Source organism: Rothia sp. HMSC072B04 (assembly GCF_001813725.1).
In the GTDB taxonomy this organism is placed as follows: domain Bacteria; phylum Actinomycetota; class Actinomycetes; order Actinomycetales; family Micrococcaceae; genus Rothia; species Rothia mucilaginosa.
The window spans coordinates 310,875-335,976 of record NZ_KV813803.1 but is presented as its reverse complement, the minus strand read 5'-3'; the positions used below and the strand labels follow the sequence as shown (position 1 = coordinate 335,976).

Genomic DNA, 25,102 nt, shown 5'->3' with positions numbered 1-25,102 from the left:
TATATGCGTATTTTGCCTAGTGGGGCAATAATTGGCCCGTTTTAGCGGCGAGAACTGAGCTGCATCTCACTACGGCGACGGCGGCTCAAACGCATACCGGCAAGCAGTGACAGCGATCCAGCGGCACTAATGACCAACATATTGGAGGCGCCAGTAGCCGCCAACTGCTCACGCTTCTGCTGGGCACCGGAGGCAACCTTCTGGGAGCCAGATGCCTGTGCTTCGACCTTCTGCGCGTTGCCCTTCTGCGCTTCAGTCTTCTGCACAGAGGTATTCTGTGCAGAAACATTCTGCGCGGGAGCACCCTGAACACCAGCCGGAGCGTCCTTCTTCTGCTCAGCACCGCTCTCCCCCGCCTTCTGCTCGGTAACAGAAGCCTGATCAGCCGCAGGCTCAGTAGGCACCGAAGCATCGACCGCGGGAGTCTCGACAGCGGGCGCATCCTGCTCAGGGGTAGTGGGCAGGCTATCCACGCTATCGCGCTCGACGGTAAAGCCGCCATTGACCATGCGCACAGTACCCTGCTCATCCTCCGCCACAGCACTCACACGATAGGTGGCACCGGACTTGAGCTCCGAGCCGGGAATCTGCACCTGTGCGGTGAAAGCACCGGAGTCGTCAATCTCAGAGACGTCAGCCGACGCAATCACGCCGCCGGTAGCCACTCCGTATTCATCGATAGCGCTAACCATCAGGTGCACCGAGCTGACGCCGGTGAAGCCCTCTCCACGCAGGGTCAGGGTCTTTGCGGAATCGTTTTCGGGAACTACGGTTTCTTCTACGTGCAGGCGGGCGGTCATCACGGGGCTAGCGGTGTCGTTGGTCTGTTCTTCGGTAGTGTCTTCTTTGGTGGTGTCATGGACGCGGTCAAAGAGGGTGTTACGCGGCAGGTCGTAGTGGCGGCGCGGATCATCCTCGGGCAGCACGTGGTCGAACTGCTCGGCAGTATTCGAGGAGGCCACCTGCTCGGACTGAACACCCTGAGTCGGCTGGGTAGCCTGCTCGGGCTGCGCTTCCTCTGCAGACTGCTTCTTCTTGAACTGTGCCTGCTCCGCCATTGCACGCTCAGCGGTGGCAACCGGAGCGGAGCCATTCTGTACATTCCAACCATTCATGAAGGGAACCTCAACTTCCTGGGCGGTGTAACCATTAGCTGCAGAGGGAGCCACCTCAACGCTCAGCACGTAACGCAGATTCTCGTGGACGTTCTGAACTTCTTCCAGCATGGATCCGGGCACCTCAATGCCATCCAGGAGGGTACCGTTCACAACGTCGGCGCGCGCGGGAGAAACAGCCAGCAGCATGCGGTTACCCTGGCTATCCAAGGCGTAGACGTAGGTCATCACTTCAAATGCCTGCGCTTCACCCAGGCCGGTGACCTTGTAAACCACCAGGTTCTTCTCCTGTGGAATTTCCATCTGGCCCGAGAGAATCTGAGCATTCAGCGGCTCATCCTGAGTATTTGCGGGCAGCAGCTCCAGCGGTGCAGAGGAGTTGTAGGAGGGATCCTCCGTCGCGTAGCCCTTGGCAGGGTCAACCACGGCAGTTGCGACGACGTACTGCTGGTTGGGGTCGAGGGTACCTGCAGGCAGGGTCAACTGGGTGCTGAAACGGCCACCGTCCACATCGAGTTCGGGCACGAGGGTCATCGTCACTGCAGAGCCGCGGCCCAGTGCGTAGAGGGGGTACTGGCGGTATTCGCTCACGTACACTGCCACACCGTAACGTTCAACGGCACCGCCGGTAAAGCCTTCACCGGTGACGGTGATGCTCTGGGAACGTGCCGGGTTAATGACGACGCCCTGCTCGACGTACACCTGCGGGGAGGTTTGGGTGGCAACGTTTTCGATGGGGGTTGCGTTTGTTGCGGAGGGGGGATTGTCGGGTTCTACCGCAGTCGATGAAGCAATTCCGCCGGTATTTTGCACCTGCACATCTGCGTGCGCAGTACCAACACCGGTAACGGACAGGACGGATGCAGCAATAGCGGCTGTTGCTCGGGTTTTTGAGTGAGCGGGTTCGGGCATGGAACACACCTTTTCTGTGAGTGTGAACGATACCCTCCGGAGGGTGCCACGGATTGAAGATGGTTGGGTACCTCTTCAGGAATGAACGCTATAACGCACGGACTAGTCATAACATTCATGTAATGGTGGAAGTTACTGCGAAGGGAATCGCTCTATTTATCGGTAATTCCACACTAACAATACTTTTTAGGTTATTGCTGTAAATACGCTTTACGTCCTGACTATTTTCTTGTGCAATAACCCACATGGAATATTTTTTACTCTCCGGAACAGTATCAAGAGCATTCAAATTGCATGGACTAGGCGAAATTTTTCAACTCTCCCTTGAGGTTCAAGGTTTTATTGCATGCATATGCAGTTTTAATGGATTTAAGATAAAAATAATTCTGCACATTCATGCATTTAATTTATTTCTTTTAAGTGAAAAAATGCAGGTCACAGCGCCTTTTCCCGCACATTGATTAAAAGCGTGCGTACCAATAACCACGCACAAAATAAGTCGACAGAATCATTCCGCTACACCACCCCACCCCAGCACCCTCAGTAATAAACTCCCTATGAATCGGTAATACGAACGACTCTCTTGCCGCGCGTATGGCCAGCCTTCAAATCGCGGTATGCTGCATGGACGTCCTCAATCGTGAACCCGTACACGCGATCCAGCCGAATTGACACCTTTCCCTCGGTAACCAGCTCGGCTAGGGCTTCAAAATCCCCGTGTTCCGAGTGGCGGGGGCCCGTAAACTGCGCTCCCCTGATCATGACCTTGGGCGAGGGAACGAGAGTTCCAATGTCTTTACCCTTCAGACCCAGCGAGAATGCCAAGCTGACGTAGTCGCCACCATAGCAGTCCAGGAACTTCGTCACGCGGCCCTCAGCAGCCTTGAGCACACGCTCCCTAACGCCCTCACCGTAGGCAACCGGAACAGCACCCAGTGACCTAACAAATTCGGCATTCACAGCCCCCGCGATTCCGACGACCCGTGCGCCACGAGCCACCGCATACTGCACAGCGGTGGACCCAATTCCGCCCGAGGCTGCAGAAATGACCACAGTATCGCCCGCACCCACGCCAATATGGCGGAAGGCTCCTCCCACGGTCAAGGCCGCGACACCCATTGCAGCGGCATGGTCAAAATCAATGGAGGCGGGCTTAAGCGCAATATCACCGGTATTCACGCAAATTTCCGTAGCCAGAGATCCCCGCTTAGTACCCAGACCGGGGGCGCTAACAATGGTTCCGAAGACCTCGTCACCCACATGGTAACCCGATACGCCGGGCCCCACTTCGAGCACCGTACCGGAGAAATCACGCCCTACTCCACGAGGGAACTGCGATTTCTTTGATTCAAACCAACGGCGGGGGTTCCTGATTTTCATGGCGCGCGAGAGCATCCTGAGCTGCGGAGAGCCCTCAAAGATCTTATAGTCCACAGGATTCAGGCCGACCGCACGCACCGCAATCTTTACCTGCCCCTCTTCGGGGTTCTCCCCCGGTACGTTCGCGAGCTTCAGATTCTCCACGGGCCCAAAGCAGTCATACTGCACCGCCTGCACGCTCATCGTTTCTCGTTCCTTTCTTCCCGATTCGGGACTCCAAAACTCACAGGCTCAGGAAACCCGCAACAAACAAATCTGCACCGGCTTGTCCAACTATCGCGATTGTTATGTTTCGCAAAATACCGCTTTGCACGTTGTTCCCACTGTTCTGAACACACAGAAACGCCCTCGCGGTCTCCAGGAATATTTTAATCCCAAGGAAACCACGAGAGCGTTTCATAAGACTCTATGTGAAAGGATAAACCTTAGAGGCTGCGGCGGCGCAGGAGCATCAGTGCGGCACCAGCAATCAGAGCTGCGGCACCAACGCCAGCGATACCTGCAACACCCTCAGCACCAGTGTGAGCCAGCTGCTGCTTCGAAGAGGAAGAAGAGGTCGAAGACGAACCCTGGTAACCGGAGGTACTCAGGCCGTGACCCTTCGACGAGGTAGCAGCAGATGCGTTGCCAACCTTAGCCTTGGGTGCCTGAGAAGAAGGCATGCGGGTCTCGGTTACGACAACCGAACCATCTTCGCGCATCTCAGCGGTGAAGACGCTGGTGGTGCCGTCGCCGTTATCACGAACGGTGGTGTTGTCACCCTCGGTAGCTGCCGGTAGGGTGGGCGCCGGGTGGTCTGCATCGCTCACAACAGCAGTGGTTACTGCTACCTGGTGTACCAGACCGTTGGGGTCGCTGGTTGCCACCATTGCGTAGGCGTAACCGGGCTGCAGGCGCTCGGACAGGATGCTGACCTTCGCACGGAAGGTACCCTCCATGATTTCGGAAGCAGGCACATCGTAGGTTGCCAGAGCCTCGCCGGTGATGTTGCCGTCAGCATCCAGGCGGTAGATGTTAATCTGAACGCCCTGAGCAACAGACTCGTGGGTGAAGCCGGAACCATTGATAGTCAGAACGTTGTACTGGTCGTTCGGATTCAGGGATGCATCCTCGGTGGTGAGGGTTGCGTTCTCGGGTGCTGCGGGAGCCTCAGGAGCGGGGGTCTCGTCAGCCTTGGGGGTCTCAGCCTTGGGTGCCTCCGGAGCAGGAGTTTCTTCCTTGGGGGCCTCGGTCTTGGGAGCCTCGGGTGCCGGGGTCTCGTCAGCCTTCGGGGTCTCGGGCGTCGGGGTTACGGGAGCGGGAGTCTCGTCAGCCTTGGGGGTCTCAGTCTTGGGAGAGGTGGACTCAGTGACCTTGAAGGAGGAGAGAGCCACAAGCTTCTGCTCGGGCTGACCCTGCGGGTTGCTGACAGCAACCAGAGCGTAGGATGCGCCGGCGGGCAGCTTGCTTGCCTCAACAGTGAAGGCGGTCTTGAAGGAGCCGTCCTGAATCTGGTCTGCAGACACGGAAACGGTTGCGATAGCATCGCCGGTGACCTGGTTGTTTGCATCCAGTGCGTAGATGCTGACCTGAACGCCGGGGCCAACCTTCTCGCCATAGAAGCCGGTTGCAACAACGCTCACGGTGTTGAACTGTGCGTCACCGGGGAAATGAGCGTTCTCAATAACGACGGAGGGGTCAGCCTGCTTTGCCTCGGGGGCCGGGGTTGCAGGGGTGGTGGGCTCGGGGGCTGCCGGAGCAGTGGGGGCAGGAGTCTCAGCCTTGGGAGCCTCGGTTGCCGGAGCAGTGGGGGCAGGAGTCTCTGCCTTGGGGGTTTCAGCCTTGGGAGCTTCGGTTGCTTCAGCCTTAGGAGTCTCTGCCTTGGGGGTCTCTGCCTTAGGTGCCTCGGTAGCCGGAGCAGTGGGGGCAGGAGTCTCTGCCTTGGGAGCCTCGGTTGCTTCAGCCTTAGGAGCCTCAGCCTTGGGGGTTTCAGCCTTAGGAGCCTCGGTAGCCTCAGCCTTAGGGGCCTCGGTCTTAGGAGCTTCAGCCTTAGGAGCCTGGGTTGCCTCAGCCTTAGGGGCCTCGGCTACATTGCCACCAGGCAGGGAAGAAGTCTGCGCAGTTGCCTTCTGATCGACAACCTGCTGCTGCTGATCAGCGGGTGCTTCTGCCGCGAAGGTTGCCGGGATTGCTGCCACGGAACCAGCCGTAAAGGCTGCCGCTGCTGCGATCTTGTAAACGCGACGGGTAGTCTTCGACATTTTTCCTCGATCTCTGATTATCGGTGTTGAGCCTACCGTAGTACGCCTCCGTCTTTGAAGGTGCAGTAGGCCCATACATGGGTGTGACTGCTAAAAGGCTAGCATTTGCCCCTGGAGGTTTAGCCCGCTTACCACCGCCTTTGCGCAACTGTAATGAAATCGTTATAAAACCACCCCTTAAGTTGAAGTTTAATGCAGACCAATTCAGGGATTTTGCGCCCATCTAGTGACACACGAGGGCATATAACCCTATCTTTTGATTGCGTTTGAAGAAAATATAGGGTGTTCCATAGGTGATTTCGACTCACCATTTTCATCTAAGTGAACCTTAAAGTCTCACGTACCACTTTATAGTTCCCTCAAGTTCTCCTTCATACCTCGCCCCTGCCCTCCAGAACCCCTTAGGTACCCCCTGTATACCTTCTATATAGGGCCCCGAGAACACAGAGAAAGCCCCGCCCACATCCAACACACGAGGATGCAGGCGGGGCTATCAAAGCCTCGCTGAGGCTCAAGCGTCACGGCGCGCCGCGAGCTTAGCTCTCCTTACGAATCACCTTGAACTGACTCGGCTGGGCCACCGGGCGAATCGTAATACGGTCAAGGTTCACATGGTGCGGAACGTTCAACGCAAAGGTCACGGTCTGCGCCACGTCCTCTGCGGTCAGCGGCTTCTCAACGCCCGCGTAGACGCGCTCGGCTGCTTCCTTGGACCCCAGGCGGTTTAGAGAGAACTCTTCGGTGTGCACCATGCCCGGGCAAATCTCAATCACGCGAATATTATTCTCCGCCTCCTCCAGGCGAAGCGCCTCGGTCAGGCCGCGAGCACCGAACTTCGCCGCGTTATACCCGGCGCCTCCCTCATAGCCGTGCTCGGCAGCGGTGGAGGTCAGGTTCAGAATCGTGCCGTAACCATTCTGGCGCAGCGCCTCTGCGAAGGCACGCACCATGTGCAGAATGCCAAGCACATTCATCTGATACATCTTCAGATAGTCATCAGGCTTACCCTCTGCAACCTTGTCCACACCGATAGCACCGCCAGCAATATTGACCAGGGCATCAATGGTGCCCTGCTCTTCCAGGATCTGCTCGGCTACGAACTGAACGGACTGCTCATCGGTCACATCGCAGGTCACCGGATGAGCGCCGGTCTCCGCATAAAGGGTGTAAAGACGGTCGGTACGACGAGCCAGGGCGTAGACGGTCCAGCCACTTGCTACTAGCTGCTGTACGGTGGCTCGGCCAATACCGCTGGATGCGCCGGTCACCACGGCGACTTTGCCGTCACCGATATGGGGCAGGAAAGGAGATGCAGGAATGTGGGTGTTCTCAGTCATACTTTAATCCTAGTAGAGTGATGCCCGCGGGTGCTCAGTTCGAGCAGACTCGCGGGCATATATTTTGAAATTTTCGATAGTGAGATAGGTACCCGCCGCCGTTCAGAACAAACGATACAGACACCATCACCCGTGCTACTTGCGGCGGCGCGGCAGACCCCAGCGGCTCCTGCCGCCGTCACGGAATCCGAGGCGATGCTCAAAGTACACGGGCGAGCTACTGCCGGTCTTAATCGTGTCCGGAGGGACCGTACCTTCACGCGCAGACAGCAGATAAAGAACCGCGGCGCCGGGCATGAACATAATCAGCGGTAGCACGAAACGCATACGCGCCTCACCATAGCCGCTACGCACCGTCAAATGCCAGACGCACAACGCAACCAGCACCAGGTGCAGTATCAGCAGAACAGTTTCAGACGTGCCCAAACCAAAAATACTCAGAGAACTCATTGGCAACTCCTCAAAGGTCGTGTACTTTCAGTCTACGCCGTGCCCGCGCCCCTGAGAAGGATTCGCCGACTGTTGATACTGCGGATTTTCGTGCCTACACTGCAGGTAACCGAGAGCGGCATATTAGGGGGCTCTCTCCCCATTTCCGTTTTTCACTGAGCTCACCGCTGAATCGCCGATTACTCCTCATATTGGGAACCTCCACATGACAGCAATACCGCACCAGCGCATCACCTCTCTTAAAGAGCAGCGCCAAGCACTCCAGCAGCGGGCGCGCACTATCCGTGCCGCCACCGGAACCCCCTATAGTTCTGAGGTGCATCTGCTGCTCGGGCAGAGCTACCTCGACCCCGCCAGCTGGCAGGAAATCACCGCCTCCAAAGGGGTACGCGCCGCAGTACGCAGGGCACAATTTGCGCGCCGATACAAGCCCCTCCTGGCACGTCTAGAAGCCGCAATCAAGCAGTACGAACAGGCAAGCACAGCGCAGAATTCCCCTGGAGCTGAGAGAACGCCGTGAATATGAGAAAATAGCCGTTATGGCTGAAAACATTTTGGGCTCAGACTCGCCCGTACAGATTAACGTTCCCGACCGCCCCGCCCTCGAAGGCCTCGAAGAGAAGCTCTCGCAGCGCTGGGCCGACGAGAAGACCTACGCATTCGACGAGAACACCACTCGCGAACAGGTCTACTCCATTGACACCCCGCCGCCGACCGCATCCGGCTCCCTGCACGTGGGTCACATGTTCTCCTACACCCAGACCGACGTCATTGCACGCTACCAGCGCATGACCGGCAAGAACGTGTTCTACCCCCTCGGCTGGGATGACAACGGCCTGCCTACCGAACGCCGCGTTCAGAACTACTACGGCGTTCTCTGCGACCCCTCCGTGGCAGACAACGACTCCTTCCGTGACCTGATCACCTGGAAGGCAGACGGCACCCCCAAGCCCGACCGCAGTCAAGCAAAGTGGCCGCGCATTTCCCGCAACAATTTCATCGAACTCTGTGAAGAACTCGCGGTTGAAGACGAGAAGGTCTTCGAAAACCTCTTCACCACCCTGGGTCTGTCCGTTGACTGGTCGCGCACCTACCGCACCATCGACGCACACTCCCGCAAGGTCTCCCAGCTCGCCTTCCTGAAGGACCTGGAAGCAGGCAACGCCTACATGGCTGAAGCACCGACCATGTGGGACGTCACCTTCCGCACCGCAGTGGCACAGGCTGAGCTGGAAGACAAGGAACGCCCCGGCGCGTACCACCGCATCAGCTTCCACCGTCCCAACGGCGAGAAGGTCTGGATTGAGACCACCCGCCCCGAGCTGCTGCCCTCCTGCGTGGCTCTCGTGGCGCACCCGGACGACGAGCGTTACAAGCCGCTGTTCGGCACCACCGTCACCTCCCCGCTGTTCGGCGTTGAGGTCGAAATCAAGGCGCACCCGCTGGCACAGCCCGACAAGGGTGCCGGTATCGCCATGATCTGTACCTTCGGTGACACCACCGACGTCACCTGGTGGCGTGAACTGCAGCTGGACACCCGCGCCCTCATCGGTCGCGACGGCCGCTTCTCCCGCGAAACCCCCGAGTGGATCACCTCCGCTGAGGGTCGCGAGCGCTACGAGCGTATGGCAGGCACCACCGTCTTCACCGCACAGAAGACCGTCGTGGAAATGCTGGTTGAGGCTGGCGAAATGGACGGCGACCCCAAGCCGATTACCCACCCCGTGAAGTTCTACGAGAAGGGCGACAAGCCCCTCGAAATCGTTGCTTCCCGTCAGTGGTACATCCGCAACGGTGGCCGTGACGCTGCACGCCGCGAGAAGCTCATCGAGCGCGGCCGTGAGATGAACTGGTACCCCTCCTTCATGCGTAGCCGCTACGAGAACTGGGTTGAGGGCCTGAACGGCGACTGGCTGATTTCTCGCCAGCGTTTCTTCGGCGTTCCCTTCCCCGTCTGGTACCCGCTGGACGCTGAGGGCGAGCCGGACTACGAGAACCCGATTCTGCCTTCTGAGGACATGCTGCCGGTTGACCCCGCCTCTCAGGCTGCTCCCGGTTACACCGAGGATCAGCGCGGCGTAGCGGGCGGCTTCATCGCTGACCCGGACGTTCTGGACACCTGGGCTACCTCCTCCCTGACCCCGCAGATTGCGACCGGCTGGGGCGTGGACCCGGACCTGCACGCGAAGACCTTCCCCATGGATCTGCGCCCGCAGGGTCACGACATTATCCGTACCTGGCTGTTCTCCACCGCTGTTCGCGCGGAGAACCTGGCTTCCTCCGTGCCGTGGTACAACACCGCGCTCTCCGGCTGGATTCTCGACCCGGACCGCAAGAAGATGTCCAAGTCTAAGGGCAACGTTGTGGTCCCCAACGAGGTTCTGGAGAAGTACGGTTCGGACGCTGTGCGCTACTGGGCTGCTTCGGCTCGCCTGGGTGCTGACACCGCCTACGACGAAGGCCAGATGAAGATTGGCCGCCGCCTTGCCATCAAGCTGCTGAACGCATCCAAGTTCGTGCTGAACCTGGGCGCTACCGAGAAGTCCGTGATCACTTCTCAGGCTCAGGGCCGCGTGCTCATCAACGCTCTGGACCGCTCCCTGCTGGCTCGCCTGGCGTACCTGATTGAGGAAGCAACCGCAGCGTTCGAGAAGTACGAGTACGCTCGTGCCCTGCAGATTTGTGAGAGCTTCTTCTGGTCCTTCACCGACGACTTCGTTGAGCTGATCAAGGACCGTGCGTACGGTGCTCGCGGCGAGCAGGAGCAGGCTTCTGTTCTGGCCGCGCTGGCAACCACCCTGGATGCTCTGCTGCGCCTGTTCGCACCCTTCCTGCCGTTCGTGACCGAAGAGATTTGGTCCTGGTGGCGTGCAGGTAGCGTGCACCGCGCCGAGTGGCCGCAGGCACTGCCCATTCTGGAGGGTACCCTGCTGGCTGAGTACTCTGCACAGAACCCGACTGCTGGCATTTCTGCTCAGTGGGTCCTGGCGGACGCTGACCCGGCTCAGATTGAGTCGCTGAAGCAGATTCTGCCGGATGTTGCTGAGGCTCTGGGTGGTCTGCGTAAGGCTAAGAGCGACGCGAAGGTTAAGCAGCGCACCGAGGTTGAGTCCGCAACTATTGCGGCTCCCCAGGCTCAGCTGGATCGCATTGCTGCTGGCATGGCTGATTTGAAGGCTGCCGGTAACGCTCGTGAGCTGTCCCTGGTGGCGGCTGAGGGCGAGCTGGAGGTTCGCGATGTGGTGCTCGTTGTGGAAGAAGCAGCTGAGTAATCGCGTCTTAGCGTTTATCGCTTGATTTTATGACGCCACTTTGGTGTTGGTAACGGGGCGGTACTGGTTTTCAGTACCGCCCCGTTTTCTGTGCCTGCTGTTCGTTGTAGCTCGCCGGGTGTGAGATTCCGACTGCGGACCTATACGGTGCTGACTTTGGGTTTTATTTCTGTGGGGCCCGCAAGTACCTGCGTCTGATTCGAAGAGCTTTCCCTAGCTTCCTTCCCCAACGATGTGGGTTTAGCCTGCTAATCTGTGGGGATTCTGTGGGATTTCCAACCCCTTTTTATATTCATCAATGTGCAAAGAGCATAATCAACCTTATGAGATTGACTGTCACTTTATGTATGATTGTTGATGCGAGGGTTTTACCATCAGGAACAACCCTCTATTCAACTTCAGCAACAGACAAATTACCGGTACGAGTAACGACATACCCCGACCAACCGCACGACAGTAAACCACCCGTCAGGCGCAGCGATGCGTCCTGACTCTGACCCGCGCCAAAGTAGGCGCACCCATAATTACTATGAATTCACGTTCTTCATCTTCCGGATTACCGCAAGAGCCTCAGGCGAGGCAGAGCTCAACCCCGAGCTCACCGCCAGGAGCGCAAGCAAACATTTCCCCCGACCAGCTTCAGCACTATCACACGAGCCTGAACGAATACATCAGCCAGGCACGTGAGCACGCCCAGGCGCTACGTGCCAGCTACACCAACGAGGTGTACGAGCTCTGGCATCAGCATATTTCCACCAGCGCCGCCACCGATGAGGCGAGCATCGCCTCCGGCTCGTTGACCGCTCAGCAGCTTGAGGAGCTGACCCGCAAGTGGGTGCGCCTCATGCGTGAAAGCCGCGACATGCTACATCACGAAAGCACTATTGCTGCGGCACGCGCCGCGGTTGAGACTAAGCCCCTCCCCGAGTAGGAATTCTCACTGTGGGAATTCCCCACGCAGTACATGCCTGCACAGTACATGCCTGCTTTGGGAAGGTACAAATAGGGCTAGCACTCCCCCTGTTTCTTCTATTGTTCATTTCTCCCTTTATTCAACGTACTTTCAGCGCACGCTCTGTACGTTGAAGCACCCCGCGATTCCGTCGCATTTCCGTGGCGGGGCGATCGAACCAAGCGATTAAGCCCTGCCCGGAATGCGTACTTCACACAACCTGCCCCCTTGCTATAGTTATGGATATTCAAAGACCCTAACTATGTTGCAGAAAGGGCGGGAATGTCCCACCAAAAACGCGTCCTGCGGCCTATACGTAGCGATGTTGCTCCCCCAGTTACTTCCCCACCGGTTTACCGTGGTGATATTGACGCGCGCGGCACGGCGCAAGACCTCGTCCCGCGCAGCTTGTGGGTCGATTTCTGGGACACTCTCTTCTTTATCTTCGCCGGCATCGCGGCCCTCGTGCTGACCTTCATGATTCTGGCGAATACGGTTGGCCATTCTTTCTGGGGTTTCCCTATTGCCTTCATTTTCTGGGCGGTCACCGCGTACCTGACGCTACCGCGTTTTCACGCCATCATGACCCGCATCTATGTGCCCGACTACTTTATTGGGCGCACCCGCACCCCGGACGGCCTGCTCGGCGACCCGGTCAATATCGGTCTGATTGGTACCGAGGAGCAGATTCACCAGGTCATGCAGGACGCAGGCTGGACCCGCGCTGACAACGTCACCCTCGTCTCTTCCTGGAAGATTATTCTCTCCACCATCACCCGCCGCTCCTACGCGGAGGCGCCCGTCTCCCCGCTGAAAATTTTTGGTAAGACGCAGGCTTTCGCCTACCAGAAGGAAGTGGACGGCAACCCCGAGAAGCGCCACCACGTGCGCTTCTGGAAAACCCCGGACGGCTGGCTTCTGCCAGGCGGTCACCAGGTGGATTGGTTGGCGGCGGGCACGTACGACTCTGGTGTGGGTTTCAGCTTCTTCACCCTGCAGGTCACGCACCGCATTGATGCTGAAACCGACTTTGAACGCGACTACATTGTGGAGTCCATTCAGTACGCCCACCCGGAAACTCACGTTGAGATTCTGCACGATTTTTCCTCCGGCTACCACGCCCGTAACGGTGGCGGCGACGCGATCCGTACGGACGGCGCACTCCCGGTCATCGTCCTGAACAATGAGGGCCTGGAGCCGCAGGAGCAGGAAGAAATTCACCTCTCCAGTGCGCACGACCTGGCGTACCGCATGCCGCTGAGCCTGCTGGTTGGTTCGGGTATGCTCATCGCTGTGACCCTCGCCGACATTGTCAACAGCGTCATTTTGGCGCTCAGCCGCCCGGCACTTCGCGCCAAGCTGTTGGAGGAAGGTTCCGGCAACGACATTGAGCTGCTGGACCTCTTCGATCAGGTGGATAGCAACGTGCTACTCACCATTACCGGCACCGTGCTGGTGGGTTTTGTAGCAATTTATTCGGCGGTGCACCTGTTCCTGCTGTGGAGTACGTTGCGCGGCTCGTCGAAGGCTCGTCGCCTGGCTCTGCTGTTGACAGCGTTGAACTTCGCAGCGATTACCGGTGGTGTGCTGTGGGGCCATCAGTCCCTGCCGCTGTCCACGATTTTCTTCCAGCTGGGCGTTGCGGTGTTTGCGATGTTGGCGTTCACCTCGGACGCGGCGGTCCAGTACACGGCAACCCGCACCTTCCATATGCGCGATACGAAGATTGTGCAGCGGGCAACGCACCCGAAGGTTCTGGAGCACAGGGCTCAGCGCAAGGCTCAGAAAGCGCTGAAAGCACAGAAGGCGCACAAGGCTACCTCTGCAAGTAGCGCTCACCGCGCGTAGATCGTACGTTTCAGCGCAACATAGTGAATAGAAAAGTACCGCCCGGTCAGTACTGACCGGGCGGTACTTTTTTGCTCTACGACCGCAGACTCTACCGAGCCTGCGTGCATTGCAGGATTCTCAGCACATTGCAGGGTTCTTAGGCTTCGCCGTTTTCGCCGTGGAAAATCGGGCCCACGTTACGGGGGCGCTTGAGCTCAAAGAAGCCGGGGTAGGAAGCCAGCGCCAGGGCGCCGTCGAAGAGCTTACCAGCCTCTTCACCGGCGGGGCTCGGGGAGATGACAGGGCCGAAGAAAGCGGTGCCGTTAATGGAAATCAGCGGAACACCCACATCGGTGCCACCCACGGTCTCCAGTGCCAGGTCCAGGGAGGCGCGCATCTGCTCATCGTACTGGTCGGTGAAGGCGACGTCCACCAGCTCTGCGGGCAGGTTGACCTCCTCCAGCGCCTTGACGATTGCGTCGCGGTAGGAATCAGCCTTGTTCTTGTTGTGGTGAATCTGCTCGCCCAGAGCGTCATAGAGGGGCTTGATGACCTCATTGCCGTGCAGCTCACGCACAGCGGTAATGAGGCGGGTCGGCGCCCAGGACCGGTCCATCATTGCCTGGTAGTCGGCGGGCAGGTCGCGGCCCTGGTTGTGCATGGACAGGGAGAAGGGACGCCAGGTCACCTCAACGTTGCGGACCTTCTGCACCTCGCCAATCCAGCGGGAAGTAATCCAGCACCAGGGACAAATCGGGTCGAACCAGAAATCAATCTGTGCGGGTGCGTTCTCAGTCATGAGTGTTCCTCTCTCATACGGTTGCGCCAGCCGCTTCTATGAGCCGGCGCTTATTCTTCGGTACACGCTCATCAGGACACGCCAGCGAGAGCAGTACCTGCTAGTGAGCCGTCACCCCGTATAACCGGGGCGACGGCTTCTTTATTCCCTAGCCTATCGGCTGGAAGTATTCGGTTATGCCGCCTGACGGTCCGCTTCCTTCAGGGAGGCAGCCTTCGCCTCCCCCTTCACGGTGCGGGTGGTCTCGGTTTCGGGGTCGGGTGCCTGCAGCACGTAGCGGGGTTCCGTGCCGTTGAGCACGGTGTCCTCACCGATGACGATGGACACCACATCGGTGCGGTCCGGGATGTCGAACATAATCGGCTGCAGAATCTGCTCCATCATGGCGCGCAGGCCGCGGGCACCGGTGCCGCGTTCGGCGGCGAGGCGGGCAATAGCCGCAATCGCAGCGTCGTCGATGACCAGGTCCACGCCGTCCAGGGCGAAGAGGTGACGGTACTGCTTGAGCAGCGCGTTCTTCGGTTCGGTCAGCACGCGAGCCAGCTCTTCTTCGTTGAGCTCACTCAGGGTCGAGATGACCGGCAGGCGGCCAATCAGCTCGGGGATAATGCCGTAGTGCGCCAGGTCCTCGGGCATGATCTGGTCCAGCGGGTTCTTCACGGAGCCACCCAGTTCAGCACCGAAACCGATACCGCCGGCACCCACGCGGGCTGCGATGCGGTCGTCAATATTGTCGAAGGCGCCAGCCACGATGAAGAGAATGTTCGAGGTATCGATCTCAATATTCGCGTGTGCCGGGTGCTTGCGTCCGCCCTCCGGCGGTACGGTCGCCACGGTGCCCTCAATAATCTTCAGCAGCGCCTGCTGCACGCCCTCACCGGACACGTCGCGGGTGATGGAGAGGTTCTCGCCGCCCTTGCGAGCAATCTTGTCAATCTCGTCAATGTAGATGATGCCGCGCTGAGCCTTAGCAATATCGCCGTCAGCGGCGTTGATGAGGCGCAGCAGAATGTTCTCCACGTCATCACCCACGTAGCCCGCCTCGGTGAGAGTGGTTGCGTCGACCAGGGCGAAGGGCACATCCAGCTTCTTCGCCAGGGTTGCCGCCAGGTAGGTTTTACCGCAGCCGGTCGGGCCGAGCATCAGAATATTCGACTTGCCCAGCTCCACCTGCTCCCCCGCGGTCGCCGAAAGAATGCGGGAGGTCAGCACCGGGTTATCAATATCGTGGATGCGCTTGTAGTGGTTGTACACCGCCACCGCCAGGGTGCGCTTCGCCGCGTCCTGACCGATGATGTAGTCGTTGAGGTAGCTGTAAATTTCGCGCGGAGTAGCCAGCTGAGATGCAGGCGCCGCCGCGGAGGCTTTCACCTTCAGACGCTCTTCAGCGAGGATCTCTTCGCACAGCTCCACGCATTCGTCGCAGATGGAAACATTCGGGCCGAGCACAATCTTGAAAACCTGCGCGCGAGTCTTCTTGCAGAAGGAGCATCGCATGCTGGCGTTGGGCTGTTCGGGAGGCACAATGATGTCTGTGGCCACGAAGATTCCCTTTCGATCGGCGTGGTGAAATCGGTGCAGAAGGGTCAGTGACCTGATGTCTGCGGTGATTCCTCAGGAGGGGCACCGGCGGGTGGTGGGCGCCGTGGTTTGAGTGAGAAACCGGTATGAAATACTCGAATTTTCTCCTTCTCTAAGGCTACCGGAGTTCACCCCGGAACTCAGAATTACGCACCGCAAATGAACGGACTTACCGGGCATATGACAAAGCGCGTCTTTTATGACGGCGGCGGGGCTGATACTCCGGCATATGACGGTAGGTATGTGACGCTAAAGCCCGGTAAGAAAGCGCAGGTCAACACCACATATTAGCTTGGTTCACCGCCCCCACCCGGCGGGCGCAAAAAGGGCGGCACCGCACCGCGCACCAGCCCGAAGGCTCGCACACGGAGCGATGCCGCCCCTCCCCCGAAAAACGCTCGGGGTATTCCTCAAAACTAAAGTTTAGGTGTGGGAAATAGCGGTGTTGGTCGCAGGCTTACGCAACTTACGAGACTCCAGCACCTTATCGACCAGGCCGTACTCCAGGGCAGCAGCCGCAGTCAGAATGTTGTCACGCTCAATGGAACGGTCAACTTCCTCGTAGGTCTTGCCCGAGTGCAGTGCCAGGGTCTGTGCAGTCCACTCACGCATACGCATAACCTCGTTCGCGTGAATCTCAATGTCAGATGCCTGACCGCCCTGCTGGCCGCTCAGTGCGGGCTGGTGAATCAGCACGCGAGCGTTCGGCAGTGCCAGACGCTTGCCGGGGGTACCGGCAGCCAGCAGAACCGCCGCAGCGGATGCCGCCTGGCCCAGGCACACGGTCTGGATCTCGGGGCGGATGAACTGCATGGTGTCGTAGATAGCGGTCATTGCGGTGAAGGAGCCGCCGGGCGAGTTAATGTACAGGGTGATGTCACGCTCGGGGTCCTGTGCCTCCAGAACCAGCAGCTGAGCCATGATGTCGTCAGCGGATGCGTCGTCCACCTGGGTGCCCAGGAAGATGATGCGGTCCTCGAACAGCTTTGCGTACGGGTCCTGACGCTTGTAACCGTAGGGGGTGCGCTCCTCGAAGCTGGGGAGCACGTAGCGGTTGCTCGGCATAGCCGGCGCCGAGGTGGTGATATCGTTCGGCAGGTAGTTCATGTGCATCTCCCTTATGCGTTCTTCGATTCGGGCAGCTTACCGGCGGTGGTGGCAATGTGGTCGAAGAAGCCGTATTCCAGGCCTTCTTCCGCGTTGAACCAGTTGTCGCGGTCGTTATCCTTCAGGATGGTCTCGAGGCTCTTGCCGGTGCGCTCAGCGGTGATCTCTGCCAGGCGCTTCTTCATGTCCAGAATCAGCTCAGCCTGGGTGCGGATATCCGATGCGGTACCGCCAATACCGCCGAGGGGCTGGTGCATCAGGATGCGGGCGTTCGGGGTTGCGTAGCGCTTGCCGATGGTGCCTGCGGTGAGCAGGAACTGACCCATGGATGCTGCCATACCGGTCACCACGGTCACCACGTCGTTCGGGATGAGCTGCATGGTGTCATAGATAGCCATGCCGGCGGTGACGGAGCCGCCGGGAGAGTTGATGTACAGGTAGATGTCTGCCTCGGGGTCTTCAGCCGAGAGCAACAGCATCTGGGAGCAGATGAGGTTGGCGTTGGAGTCGCGCACCTCGGAGCCGAGCCAGATAATGCGCTCCTTCAGGAGGCTGTTGTAGACGTAATCTTCCTGGGCACCAACGATGGGGGTTGCCATAGACGGCGCGGGCGCCACGCCGGCTGCCTGGGAGGCGCCGATGGGCAGAGGCATGTAGCTGGACATTCTTCCTCTTCTTCTCTAATGGGTCTTCGCTGCATCTTTGCGCGATTTACGCGCCGGAGCGCACGCGAAAAGTTTCGTTGCTACTACCTTACCGATAGTTGCTCTCCCCCGCTTCCCTTCGGGTTGTTCGTTCGCCAGGGGGTGAAGCAGAGGCGAAAACCTCGGTACGGAATAACTTGAGGGCGGAATAGTTTGGGGTGAAAAGAGCCTCAGCGGGCACCCAACCGGTAATTCGGTGGATGCCCGCTGAGGCTACACGTTTCAAGCAATCAGCGCACGCCCTCTAGCGGGGTGGCTTCTTGCAGACCGTGGCGGGGATTTAGGCAGCTGCCTCTTCGCCCTCGCCCAGGTACTTGGACAGGTCAACAACGTTGCCCTTGGTGTCCTTGACCACTGCGGTCTTCAGCACTGCTGCCAGAGCCTTGGAGCGGCGAACCTCGCCGACCAGTGCGCCTGCCTGGCCGGAGCCGTCCAGCATCTGTGCGAACTGGTTGGGGTCCATGCCGTACTGGGAGCTCATGGTGATGATGTAGTTGATCATCTCAGCCTGGTCGACGGTCACTTCTTCCTTGTCCGCAACAGCGTCGAGAACCATCTCGTTCTTGAATGCGGTCTCGGTGTTCTCGCGAACCTCGGCGCGGTGCTCCTCGGTGTCGTGGTCTGCTTCAGCGTTGGGGTTGTTGAAGTGCTGCTCGAGCTGGTCCTCGATAACCTTCTCGGGGACGGGGATCTCGACGAGCTCAACGAGCTTTGCGAGGACCTTGTCGCGTGCCTGGGTGCCCTGCTCGGCAACCTTAGCTTCTGCAACCTGCTTCTTGATGTCTTCCTTCAGCTCGTCGATGGTGTCGAACTCGGAAGCCAGCTGTGCGAACTCGTCATCAGCTGCGGGCAGCTCGCGCTCCTTGACTGCGGTGAGCTTGACCTTGATGACTGCCTGCTCACCTGCGTGCTCGCCGCCGGAGAGCTTGGTCTCGAAGGTTGCGTCCTCGCCAGCGGACAGGCCGGTCAGAGCCTCGTCGATGCCGTCGAGCATGGTGCCGGAACCGATCTGGTAGGACAGGTCGTTTGCTGCATCTACCTGCTCGCCGTCGATTTCTGCGGCGATGTCGATGGTCACGAAGTCCTTGTCAGCTGCGGGGCGCTCAACGGTCTTCAGGGTGCCGAAGCGCTCACGCAGAGCGTCCAGTGCCTGAACCTCGTCCTCAGCGGTGACCTCTACCTCGTCAACCTCAACCTCGAGGCCCTCGTAGTTGGGCAGCTCGATTTCGGGGCGGACGGTGACGGTGATGGTCAGCTTGACGTCTGCCTCACGGTTCTCGGTGGAGGGCTGGGACTGAACGTCCAGCTCGGGCTGTGCCAGGGGGGAGAGTTCGTTCTCGCCCAGTGCCTGTGCGTAGTAGTCGTTCAGAGCGTCGTTCAGGGATGCCTCGACGATGTAGTCGAAGCCCGCACGCTGCTCGATGAGCTGCTTGGGCAGCTTACCCTTGCGGAAGCCGGGAACGCTGATCTGACCCGAGAGGTTCTTGTAGGTGCGGTCCAGGTAGGGCTTGAATTCTGCGAAGGGAACCTCGACCTCAATCTTTGCGAGGGTCGGGTTGAGCTTCTCGACGGCGGTCTTCACGTCCGTGATCTCCTCATATAGTTTCGGTGCGGCACGAATCGTGTGTGCCGCGGTTGCTTAGTGGAAAGAGCGCCACGACCTTGTAGCGTCGCGGCAACCGTTTCACGTCGGGGCGACAGGATTCGAACCTGCGATCTCCTGCTCCCAAAGCAGGCGCGTTAGCCAAGCTACGCCACGCCCCGTGAAACCGACCGTGTTGCGCACTTGCGTGTTTAACACAGTCAGTGCCCTAGTTTACCTGTTTTCCCGCTAAATGCCCAACACAGCAGCTCGTGCGCGGTTTATTTCCACTGAGCGCGTACTCCCCTAATAAGGATGCGCAGACCGGCACAAAAAGAGGAGGCGAGCGCCCACAAGAACAGGCAAAGGCCACCACGCAAAACCGCACCAACACGCCTAAGAGTTTGACAGCACAGATGGAACCTCGCTACTATGGTCAAGTTCCAATTCGGGGATGTAGCTTAATGGTAAAGCCTCAGTCTTCCAAACTGATTACGCGGGTTCGATTCCCGTCATCCCCTCGCACAATCCCCCCGACGTTGTCGGGGGGATTTTTTGTGCTCGGGGATGCCGGGAATCGCTTACGGGCGAAAATGCATTCCCTCGCGCGCTCGGGATTTTCGCCCTCCAGCCCGTCATCCCCTCGAGAACTATCCTGAACGAATCGTGGGAACCGCTTCCGCATGCGGATTTGTTTCCTCGCGCGCTCGGAATCCGCACGCTCCAGCCTAACTTACATATACTTCTCAAGCACCTGCTGCGCCGAGACAATCGTGGCGAATTCATCGCGCAACGCCGCAATATTGTAGAGGTGCACCATCTCCGGGGAAAGAAAATCACCGGCACCATCAGAAAGAGCAAAGGTTACGCAGGCATCCTCAACAAGAGTCACCTGAAAACCATAATTTGCCGCCATCCGCACAGTGGTAGACACACAATGCGGCAGCGTACAACCCATCACCGTGAGCCGATCAATCCCGCGTTCACGCAGATAGGCAAGCAGATTTGTACCAATAAATGCGCTATTCACATTTTTTGTAAATACCTTCTCCCCCACACGAGGCTCAAATCCGCTCTGGAACCTAATATTTTCCTCATCGTAAAAGAAGGAGCTCGAATCCGTTCCCCGATGCTGAATATGGATTATTTCGCGCCCTGAACAGCGGAAATCCTCCATAATCTTCTGCATCTTCTCTTCCGCACCGTCATTATTTCTAGCCGGTAGCTGCGGATGCAGAAAACCCCTCTGAACATCCACCACCAATAGAGCCTCAGCCATTGTTCTTCTCTTCCTGTAGCTACTTCTGGCAGCCGGGGCACCAGTAGAGTTTGCGGCCGGCGATTTCTTCCATGCGGATGGTGGTTCCGCAGCGGTGGCAGGGCTCGCCGTGGTGCATGTACACGTAGTTGGCGTGGTCGGGCCACGCTTCGGTTTCGGGCACGCCGGGGCGGTCTTCGGGTTCGGTGGTGATAATGCGCCCCACGCGCACGCCGATGACCAGCAGGTGCTTATTGTCTTCCCAGAGTCGCTCCAGTTCCTCGTCGCTGAGGCTCTTGCCGGGTCGTAGTGGGTCAATTTCCTGGCGGTACAGCGATTCGGCGCGGAAGATATTGCCCACGCCGGAGATTGCCGCCTGGTCCATCAGAATCACGCCAATCGGGCGGGAGCTCTTGCGTGCCGCGCGGTAGAACTGTTCGGGGTCGGCATCCGGGTTGAGCGGGTCGGGGCCGAGCTTGGAGCGGACGGTGCGCACCTCCTCCGGCGTGAGGGTGCGGCAGATAGTCGGGCCCACCAGGTCCGCCCAGCCGTGCTCCGAAACAATACGGCAACGCACCGTGCTCTTCGGTTCGGGAGGACCGGCGTAGGGTTCCCCCTCCCCCGCCGCGTATTCTTTTTCGCCGATCTTGCGGGGCGCACCAATGCTCGAAGCACCCGTGAACGTCTCGTCCCCGCCGAAGCTCCAGTTACCGTAAATACCCAGGTGCACGTTCAGGGTCAGGTCGTTCTTGAAGGTCACGAACAGGTGCTTGCCATGCGCGTACGCCCCGGTGATGGTGTGCCCATCCAGCAGGGCGGCACCCTCAGCGTAGCGGCCCTGCGGGGAGGAAACCTGCACGCGCTCGCCGGTGAAGACGTCACTGATTTGGCGGGCGATACGGTGGATGGAGTGGCCTTCAGGCACGGGTTCTCCTCGAAAACTTGTCGGCTAGAAATAGTGCGGATTATATGGGGTGCAGAGACGACTGAGGCGCATAGCCTGCACTATGCGCCTCAGATTTTAGAGCTTAGGCAGCGTCAATCTGCTTGCCGGCAATGTCGCCGGTCTGCTCGTACTCAGCCAGCTGACCGATACGGCGTGCGTGACGCTCCTCGTTGGTCCAGGGGGTAGCCAGGAAGATCTTGATGATTTCCAGTGCTTCTTCCTTGCTGTGCTGGCGGCCGCCCACAGCTACAACCTGTGCGTTATTGTGCTCGCGAGCCAGCGCCGCGGTGTCGTGGTTCCATGCCAGAGCCGCGCGGATACCATCAACCTTGTTCGCAGCCATCTGCTCGCCGTTGCCGCTACCGCCCAGCACAATACCCAGGGAGTCCAGGCCAGCCTCGCGGTCACGCTTCACGCCAAGGGCTGCGTTAATGCAGAACGAGGGGTAGTCGTCCAGCGGGTCGTAGTCGGCGGGGCCGTGGTCAATCATTTCGTAGCCCGCAGCGGTGAGGGACTCGATCAGGTAGTGGCTCAGTTCGAGGCCAGCGTGGTCGGTTGCGATGTGTACGCGCATGGTACTCTCCTGGTGATTTTGTCTTGGTGTGACGTGCGTTTGTGCGTTCGTGGGAGGCGCCGGTTCTCAGTTCTGAGCGCCGTTGCTAGAGTGCGCCGCGCATCCATCAGGTGGGATACGCTCCCCGTTTGGGTTTTTTCTGTCTTAACTGTATCGAATTCGCGCGGGTTCGGGTAATGCGGAGCCTTCTAGACCCCCAGCTATACGGTAGACTGTGGGGTATGGCACTTTTTGGTGTCCCGATTCGCCGCGCCCAAACTTGAACGCCTCCAGCGCTACGTATGCAGCGTCGCAGGAGCCGCGCACCTCGGGAACCAGCGCACCATGACAGGGCGTGTCAACACGGCACGCTATTCACATCTAAGGAGAGGGAGCTGTATGCCCGGCCTGAACCTAACCCGCAATGAGGCAACCGAACGCGCATCCATTATTAAGCGCGTGCACTCGTACCGTATTGAACTTGACCTTCCGAAGGACAAAGACGTCTTCTCCTCGAAGGTTGAGATTCGCTTCGACGCTCAGGAAGGTGCCTCCACCTTCATTGACGCCATCACCTCCTCGGTCAAGTCCATTAACCTCAACGGCGAAGAGCTGAGCACCGACCTGGCGGACGGCGAGCGCATCCAGCTGCCGAACCTTGCTGCTGAGAACACCCTGGTCATTGACGCAGAGATGTTCTACACCAACACCGGTGAGGGTCTGCACCGTTTCGTGGACCCCGCCGACGGCGAAGTGTACCTGTACTCCCAGTTTGAGGTGCCGGACTCCCGCCGCGTGTTCCCCGTCTTTGAGCAGCCCGACCTGAAGGCTGAGTTCGAGTTTATTGTGCGCGTTCCCTCGCACTGGGTGGTTGTGTCTAACCAGCCCGAGGTGAAGGTTGAGGAGAAGGAGTGCGGTTGCGGCCGTGCGAAGACCTGGTTCTTCAAGCCGACCCCGCGCATGTCTTCGTACATTACCGCGATTGTGGCTGGCCCCTACGAGAAGGTCACCAGCGAGCTGACCAACTCTGAGGGTCGCGTGATTCCGCTGGGCGTGTACGCCCGCAAGTCCCTCATGCCGTTTGTGGATGCTGAGGACATGTTTGAGCTGACCCGTCAGGGCTTCGAGTTCTACGAGGAGCAGTTCAAGACCCCGTACCCGTTCGAGAAGTACGATCAGCTGTTCGTGCCCGAGTTCAACGCCGGTGCGATGGAAAACGCTGGCTGCGTGACCTACCTGGAGACTTACGTCTTCCGTTCCAAGGTTGCGGAGGCTCTGCGTGAGCGCCGCGCTATCACCGTTCTGCACGAGCTGGCTCACATGTGGTTCGGCGACCTGGTCACCATGAAGTGGTGGAACGACCTGTGGCTGAACGAGTCCTTCGCTGAGTTCATGTCGACCCTGGCTGCTGCGGAGAACACCCGCTACGCGAAGGAGGCGTGGGCTACCTTCGCCGCGTCGGAGAAGACCTGGGCATACCGTCAGGATCAGCTGTCTTCGACTCACCCGATTGTGGCTGAGATTCGTGACCTTGCCGATGTTCAGGTGAACTTCGACGGCATTACGTACGCGAAGGGCGCTTCGGTGCTGCGTCAGATGGTGGCGTGGGTTGGCCAGGAGAACTTCATGGCTGCTCTGAAGGTGTACTTCGATAAGCACAGCTGGGGCAACACCGTTCTGGATGACCTGCTGGTTGAGCTGGAGCGCACCTCCGGCCGTGACGTGCGTGCGTGGAGCGCTAAGTGGCTTGAGACCGCTGGCGTGAACACTCTCGCCGTTGAGGTTGAGAATGATGAGGCGGGCAACATTTCGAACCTGGGCATCCGCCAGTCCTACGCTGAGGGCTTCGAGACCCTGCGCCCGCACCGTGCGGTAATTGGTTTCTACAACTTGGTGGACGGCAAGCTGACCCGCACCGACCGCATCGAGCTGGACATTGACGGCGAGCTGACCGTGGTTGAGGAGGCTATCGGCAAGAAGCGCCCTGACCTGCTGCTGCTGAACGATGAGGACCTGGCGTACGCTAAGATTCGCCTGGACGAGCGTTCCATCGAGACCGCTATCAAGCACCTGGGCGACATTGATTCGTCCGTGGCTCGCGGCGTGGTCTGGGGTTCGCTCTGGGATACTGTGCGTGACGCTCAGATGCCGGCACGTAAGTACGTTGACCTGGTGCTGAACAACATCGGTAAGGAGACCAACTCCACCGCTCTGCGCACCCAGATTAACAACCTGTCCGCTACCCTGCACTCCTTCGTGGCTCCTGAGGCTCGCGAGGAGACCCGTCACCGTGCCGCTGACCGTCTGTGGGAGCTGGCATGCGTTGCAGAGCCCGATTCGGATGCTCAGCTGCAGCTGCTGCAGGCGTTCATCAACCAGACCCGCACCGAGGAGCAGTACGACAACGTGCAGCGTCTCTTCGAGGGTGAGCTGACCCTTGAGGGTCTGGACATTGATGCCGACCTGCGTTGGAATCTGGTGTGCCGTCTGGCTACCGGTGGCCGTTTCTCCGCCGAGCAGATTGCTGCGGAGCTGGAGAACGACAACACCGCGAACGGTCAGCAGTACGCCGCTCAGGCATACGCGTCGATTCCGACTGCTGAGGCTAAGGCTGAGTACTGGAACAAGATCATGGTGACCGGCGAGCTGTCGAACATGATTCAGCGTTACGCTATTTCCGGTTTCAAGTCCGGCAAGCCCGAGCTGATTGCCCAGTACGATGAGCCGTACTTCGAGCAGATTGAGGGTATTTGGCGTTCGCGTTCGCACGAGATTTCCATGCAGATTATTGGTGGCATGTACCCGAGCGAGCCGACCGCTGAGCTGCTGGAGCGTACCGAGGCGTACCTGGCGTCTCTGCCTGAGGATGCTGCGGCTCTGTACCGTCAGATTGCGGAGGCACGCGACGGCGTGGCTCGTGCGCTGAAGGTTCAGGCGGCTGACATTTAACAATGCTTGTGAGCTGAGGCGGGTTCGCCACCTGCTCTCATAGGTTTTTGCTCATGGGTTTTTATTCGTCCCCTTCTACCCCGATTCGGGGTGGGAGGGGACGTTTTGCATCAAGAGTCTAATTCTTGTCACTGC

At 58.9% G+C, this 25,102-nt stretch carries 18 protein-coding genes and 2 tRNA genes; 6 read left to right on the top strand and 14 right to left on the bottom strand.

The genetic code is table 11. The features are described from left to right. Positions 1–41: 41 nt before the first annotated feature. The 5 genes from HMPREF2928_RS05755 to HMPREF2928_RS05735 form a co-directional block, all read right to left on the bottom strand. Positions 42–2,027, bottom strand: coding sequence for an adhesin (locus HMPREF2928_RS05755; RefSeq protein WP_070687651.1), 1,986 nt, complete (start codon positions 2,025–2,027; stop codon positions 42–44). Positions 2,028–2,582: 555 nt separating this feature from the next. After that, positions 2,583–3,590 carry an NADP-dependent oxidoreductase gene (locus HMPREF2928_RS05750; RefSeq protein WP_070687649.1) on the bottom strand — a complete coding sequence of 336 codons (1,008 nt, stop codon included), beginning with the start codon at positions 3,588–3,590 and terminating at the stop codon, positions 2,583–2,585. Between the two features lie 242 nt (positions 3,591–3,832). Continuing rightward, on the bottom strand, positions 3,833–5,647 hold the full coding sequence (locus HMPREF2928_RS05745) for an LPXTG cell wall anchor domain-containing protein (RefSeq protein ID WP_070687648.1): 1,815 nt from the start codon (positions 5,645–5,647) through the stop codon (positions 3,833–3,835). Between the two features lie 536 nt (positions 5,648–6,183). Next, positions 6,184–6,984: an SDR family oxidoreductase gene (locus tag HMPREF2928_RS05740; protein ID WP_070687646.1), complete on the bottom strand. Its 801-nt coding sequence runs from the start codon at positions 6,982–6,984 to the stop codon at positions 6,184–6,186. 135 nt (positions 6,985–7,119) lie between these two features. Then, a complete protein-coding gene (locus tag HMPREF2928_RS05735) occupies positions 7,120–7,434 on the bottom strand; it encodes a hypothetical protein (RefSeq protein WP_005508144.1) in 315 nt (104 codons plus the stop codon). Positions 7,435–7,639: 205 nt separating this feature from the next. Here HMPREF2928_RS05735 and HMPREF2928_RS05730 point away from each other — a divergent pair, with 205 nt between their 5' ends. The 4 genes from HMPREF2928_RS05730 (at position 7,640) to HMPREF2928_RS05715 (ending at position 13,506) form a co-directional block, all read left to right on the top strand. Then, entirely contained in the window at positions 7,640–7,954 is a 315-nt protein-coding gene (locus tag HMPREF2928_RS05730) for a hypothetical protein (RefSeq protein ID WP_070687644.1), read from the top strand. A gap of 19 nt (positions 7,955–7,973) precedes the next feature. Continuing rightward, positions 7,974–10,706 carry a valine--tRNA ligase gene (gene valS / locus HMPREF2928_RS05725; RefSeq protein WP_070687642.1) on the top strand — a complete coding sequence of 911 codons (2,733 nt, stop codon included), beginning with the start codon at positions 7,974–7,976 and terminating at the stop codon, positions 10,704–10,706. Between the two features lie 529 nt (positions 10,707–11,235). Continuing rightward, on the top strand, positions 11,236–11,637 hold the full coding sequence (locus tag HMPREF2928_RS09085; RefSeq protein ID WP_141754952.1) for a hypothetical protein: 402 nt from the start codon (positions 11,236–11,238) through the stop codon (positions 11,635–11,637). A gap of 303 nt (positions 11,638–11,940) precedes the next feature. Continuing rightward, on the top strand, positions 11,941–13,506 hold the full coding sequence (locus tag HMPREF2928_RS05715) for an LssY C-terminal domain-containing protein (RefSeq protein ID WP_070687638.1): 1,566 nt from the start codon (positions 11,941–11,943) through the stop codon (positions 13,504–13,506). Positions 13,507–13,645: 139 nt separating this feature from the next. Here the strand turns inward: HMPREF2928_RS05715 and HMPREF2928_RS05710 are convergent, their stop codons facing one another. The 6 genes from HMPREF2928_RS05710 to HMPREF2928_RS05685 form a co-directional block, all read right to left on the bottom strand. Next, complete coding sequence (locus HMPREF2928_RS05710; protein WP_070687637.1) at positions 13,646–14,287, bottom strand: DsbA family oxidoreductase; 642 nt, start codon at positions 14,285–14,287, stop codon at positions 13,646–13,648. Between the two features lie 174 nt (positions 14,288–14,461). Continuing rightward, positions 14,462–15,784: an ATP-dependent Clp protease ATP-binding subunit ClpX gene (gene clpX, locus HMPREF2928_RS05705; protein ID WP_180950417.1), complete on the bottom strand. Its 1,323-nt coding sequence runs from the start codon at positions 15,782–15,784 to the stop codon at positions 14,462–14,464. Positions 15,785–16,291: 507 nt separating this feature from the next. Beyond that, positions 16,292–16,981 (bottom strand): ATP-dependent Clp protease proteolytic subunit, encoded by a 690-nt coding sequence (locus HMPREF2928_RS05700; protein ID WP_012903382.1) that lies wholly within the window; start codon positions 16,979–16,981, stop codon positions 16,292–16,294. A gap of 5 nt (positions 16,982–16,986) precedes the next feature. After that, positions 16,987–17,640, bottom strand: coding sequence for an ATP-dependent Clp protease proteolytic subunit (locus HMPREF2928_RS05695; protein WP_005505718.1), 654 nt, complete (start codon positions 17,638–17,640; stop codon positions 16,987–16,989). A gap of 319 nt (positions 17,641–17,959) precedes the next feature. Then, the gene (gene tig, locus HMPREF2928_RS05690; protein WP_070506103.1) at positions 17,960–19,261 is read right to left on the bottom strand and encodes a trigger factor; all 1,302 of its coding nucleotides are present in this window, start codon (positions 19,259–19,261) and stop codon (positions 17,960–17,962) included. Positions 19,262–19,368: 107 nt separating this feature from the next. Continuing rightward, positions 19,369–19,443 (bottom strand) — tRNA-Pro (locus HMPREF2928_RS05685). 268 nt (positions 19,444–19,711) lie between these two features. Between HMPREF2928_RS05685 and HMPREF2928_RS05680 the strand changes: the two genes are divergently transcribed. After that, positions 19,712–19,782 (top strand) — tRNA-Gly (locus tag HMPREF2928_RS05680). Between the two features lie 212 nt (positions 19,783–19,994). On the opposite strand, the gene HMPREF2928_RS05675 is transcribed toward HMPREF2928_RS05680, so the two are convergent. From HMPREF2928_RS05675 to HMPREF2928_RS05665, 3 genes are all read right to left on the bottom strand, one after another. Further along, positions 19,995–20,540: a cysteine hydrolase family protein gene (locus tag HMPREF2928_RS05675; RefSeq protein WP_070687633.1), complete on the bottom strand. Its 546-nt coding sequence runs from the start codon at positions 20,538–20,540 to the stop codon at positions 19,995–19,997. Between the two features lie 19 nt (positions 20,541–20,559). Beyond that, positions 20,560–21,444, bottom strand: a complete 885-nt coding sequence (locus HMPREF2928_RS05670; protein WP_070687631.1) for an Fpg/Nei family DNA glycosylase — start codon at positions 21,442–21,444, stop codon at positions 20,560–20,562. 103 nt (positions 21,445–21,547) lie between these two features. Continuing rightward, positions 21,548–22,039 (bottom strand): ribose-5-phosphate isomerase, encoded by a 492-nt coding sequence (locus tag HMPREF2928_RS05665; protein ID WP_049354541.1) that lies wholly within the window; start codon positions 22,037–22,039, stop codon positions 21,548–21,550. Positions 22,040–22,417: 378 nt separating this feature from the next. On the opposite strand from HMPREF2928_RS05665, the gene pepN reads away from it, so the two are divergent. Beyond that, a complete protein-coding gene (gene pepN, locus HMPREF2928_RS05660; RefSeq protein ID WP_070687629.1) occupies positions 22,418–24,967 on the top strand; it encodes an aminopeptidase N in 2,550 nt (849 codons plus the stop codon). The last annotated feature ends 135 nt before the right edge of the window (positions 24,968–25,102 follow it).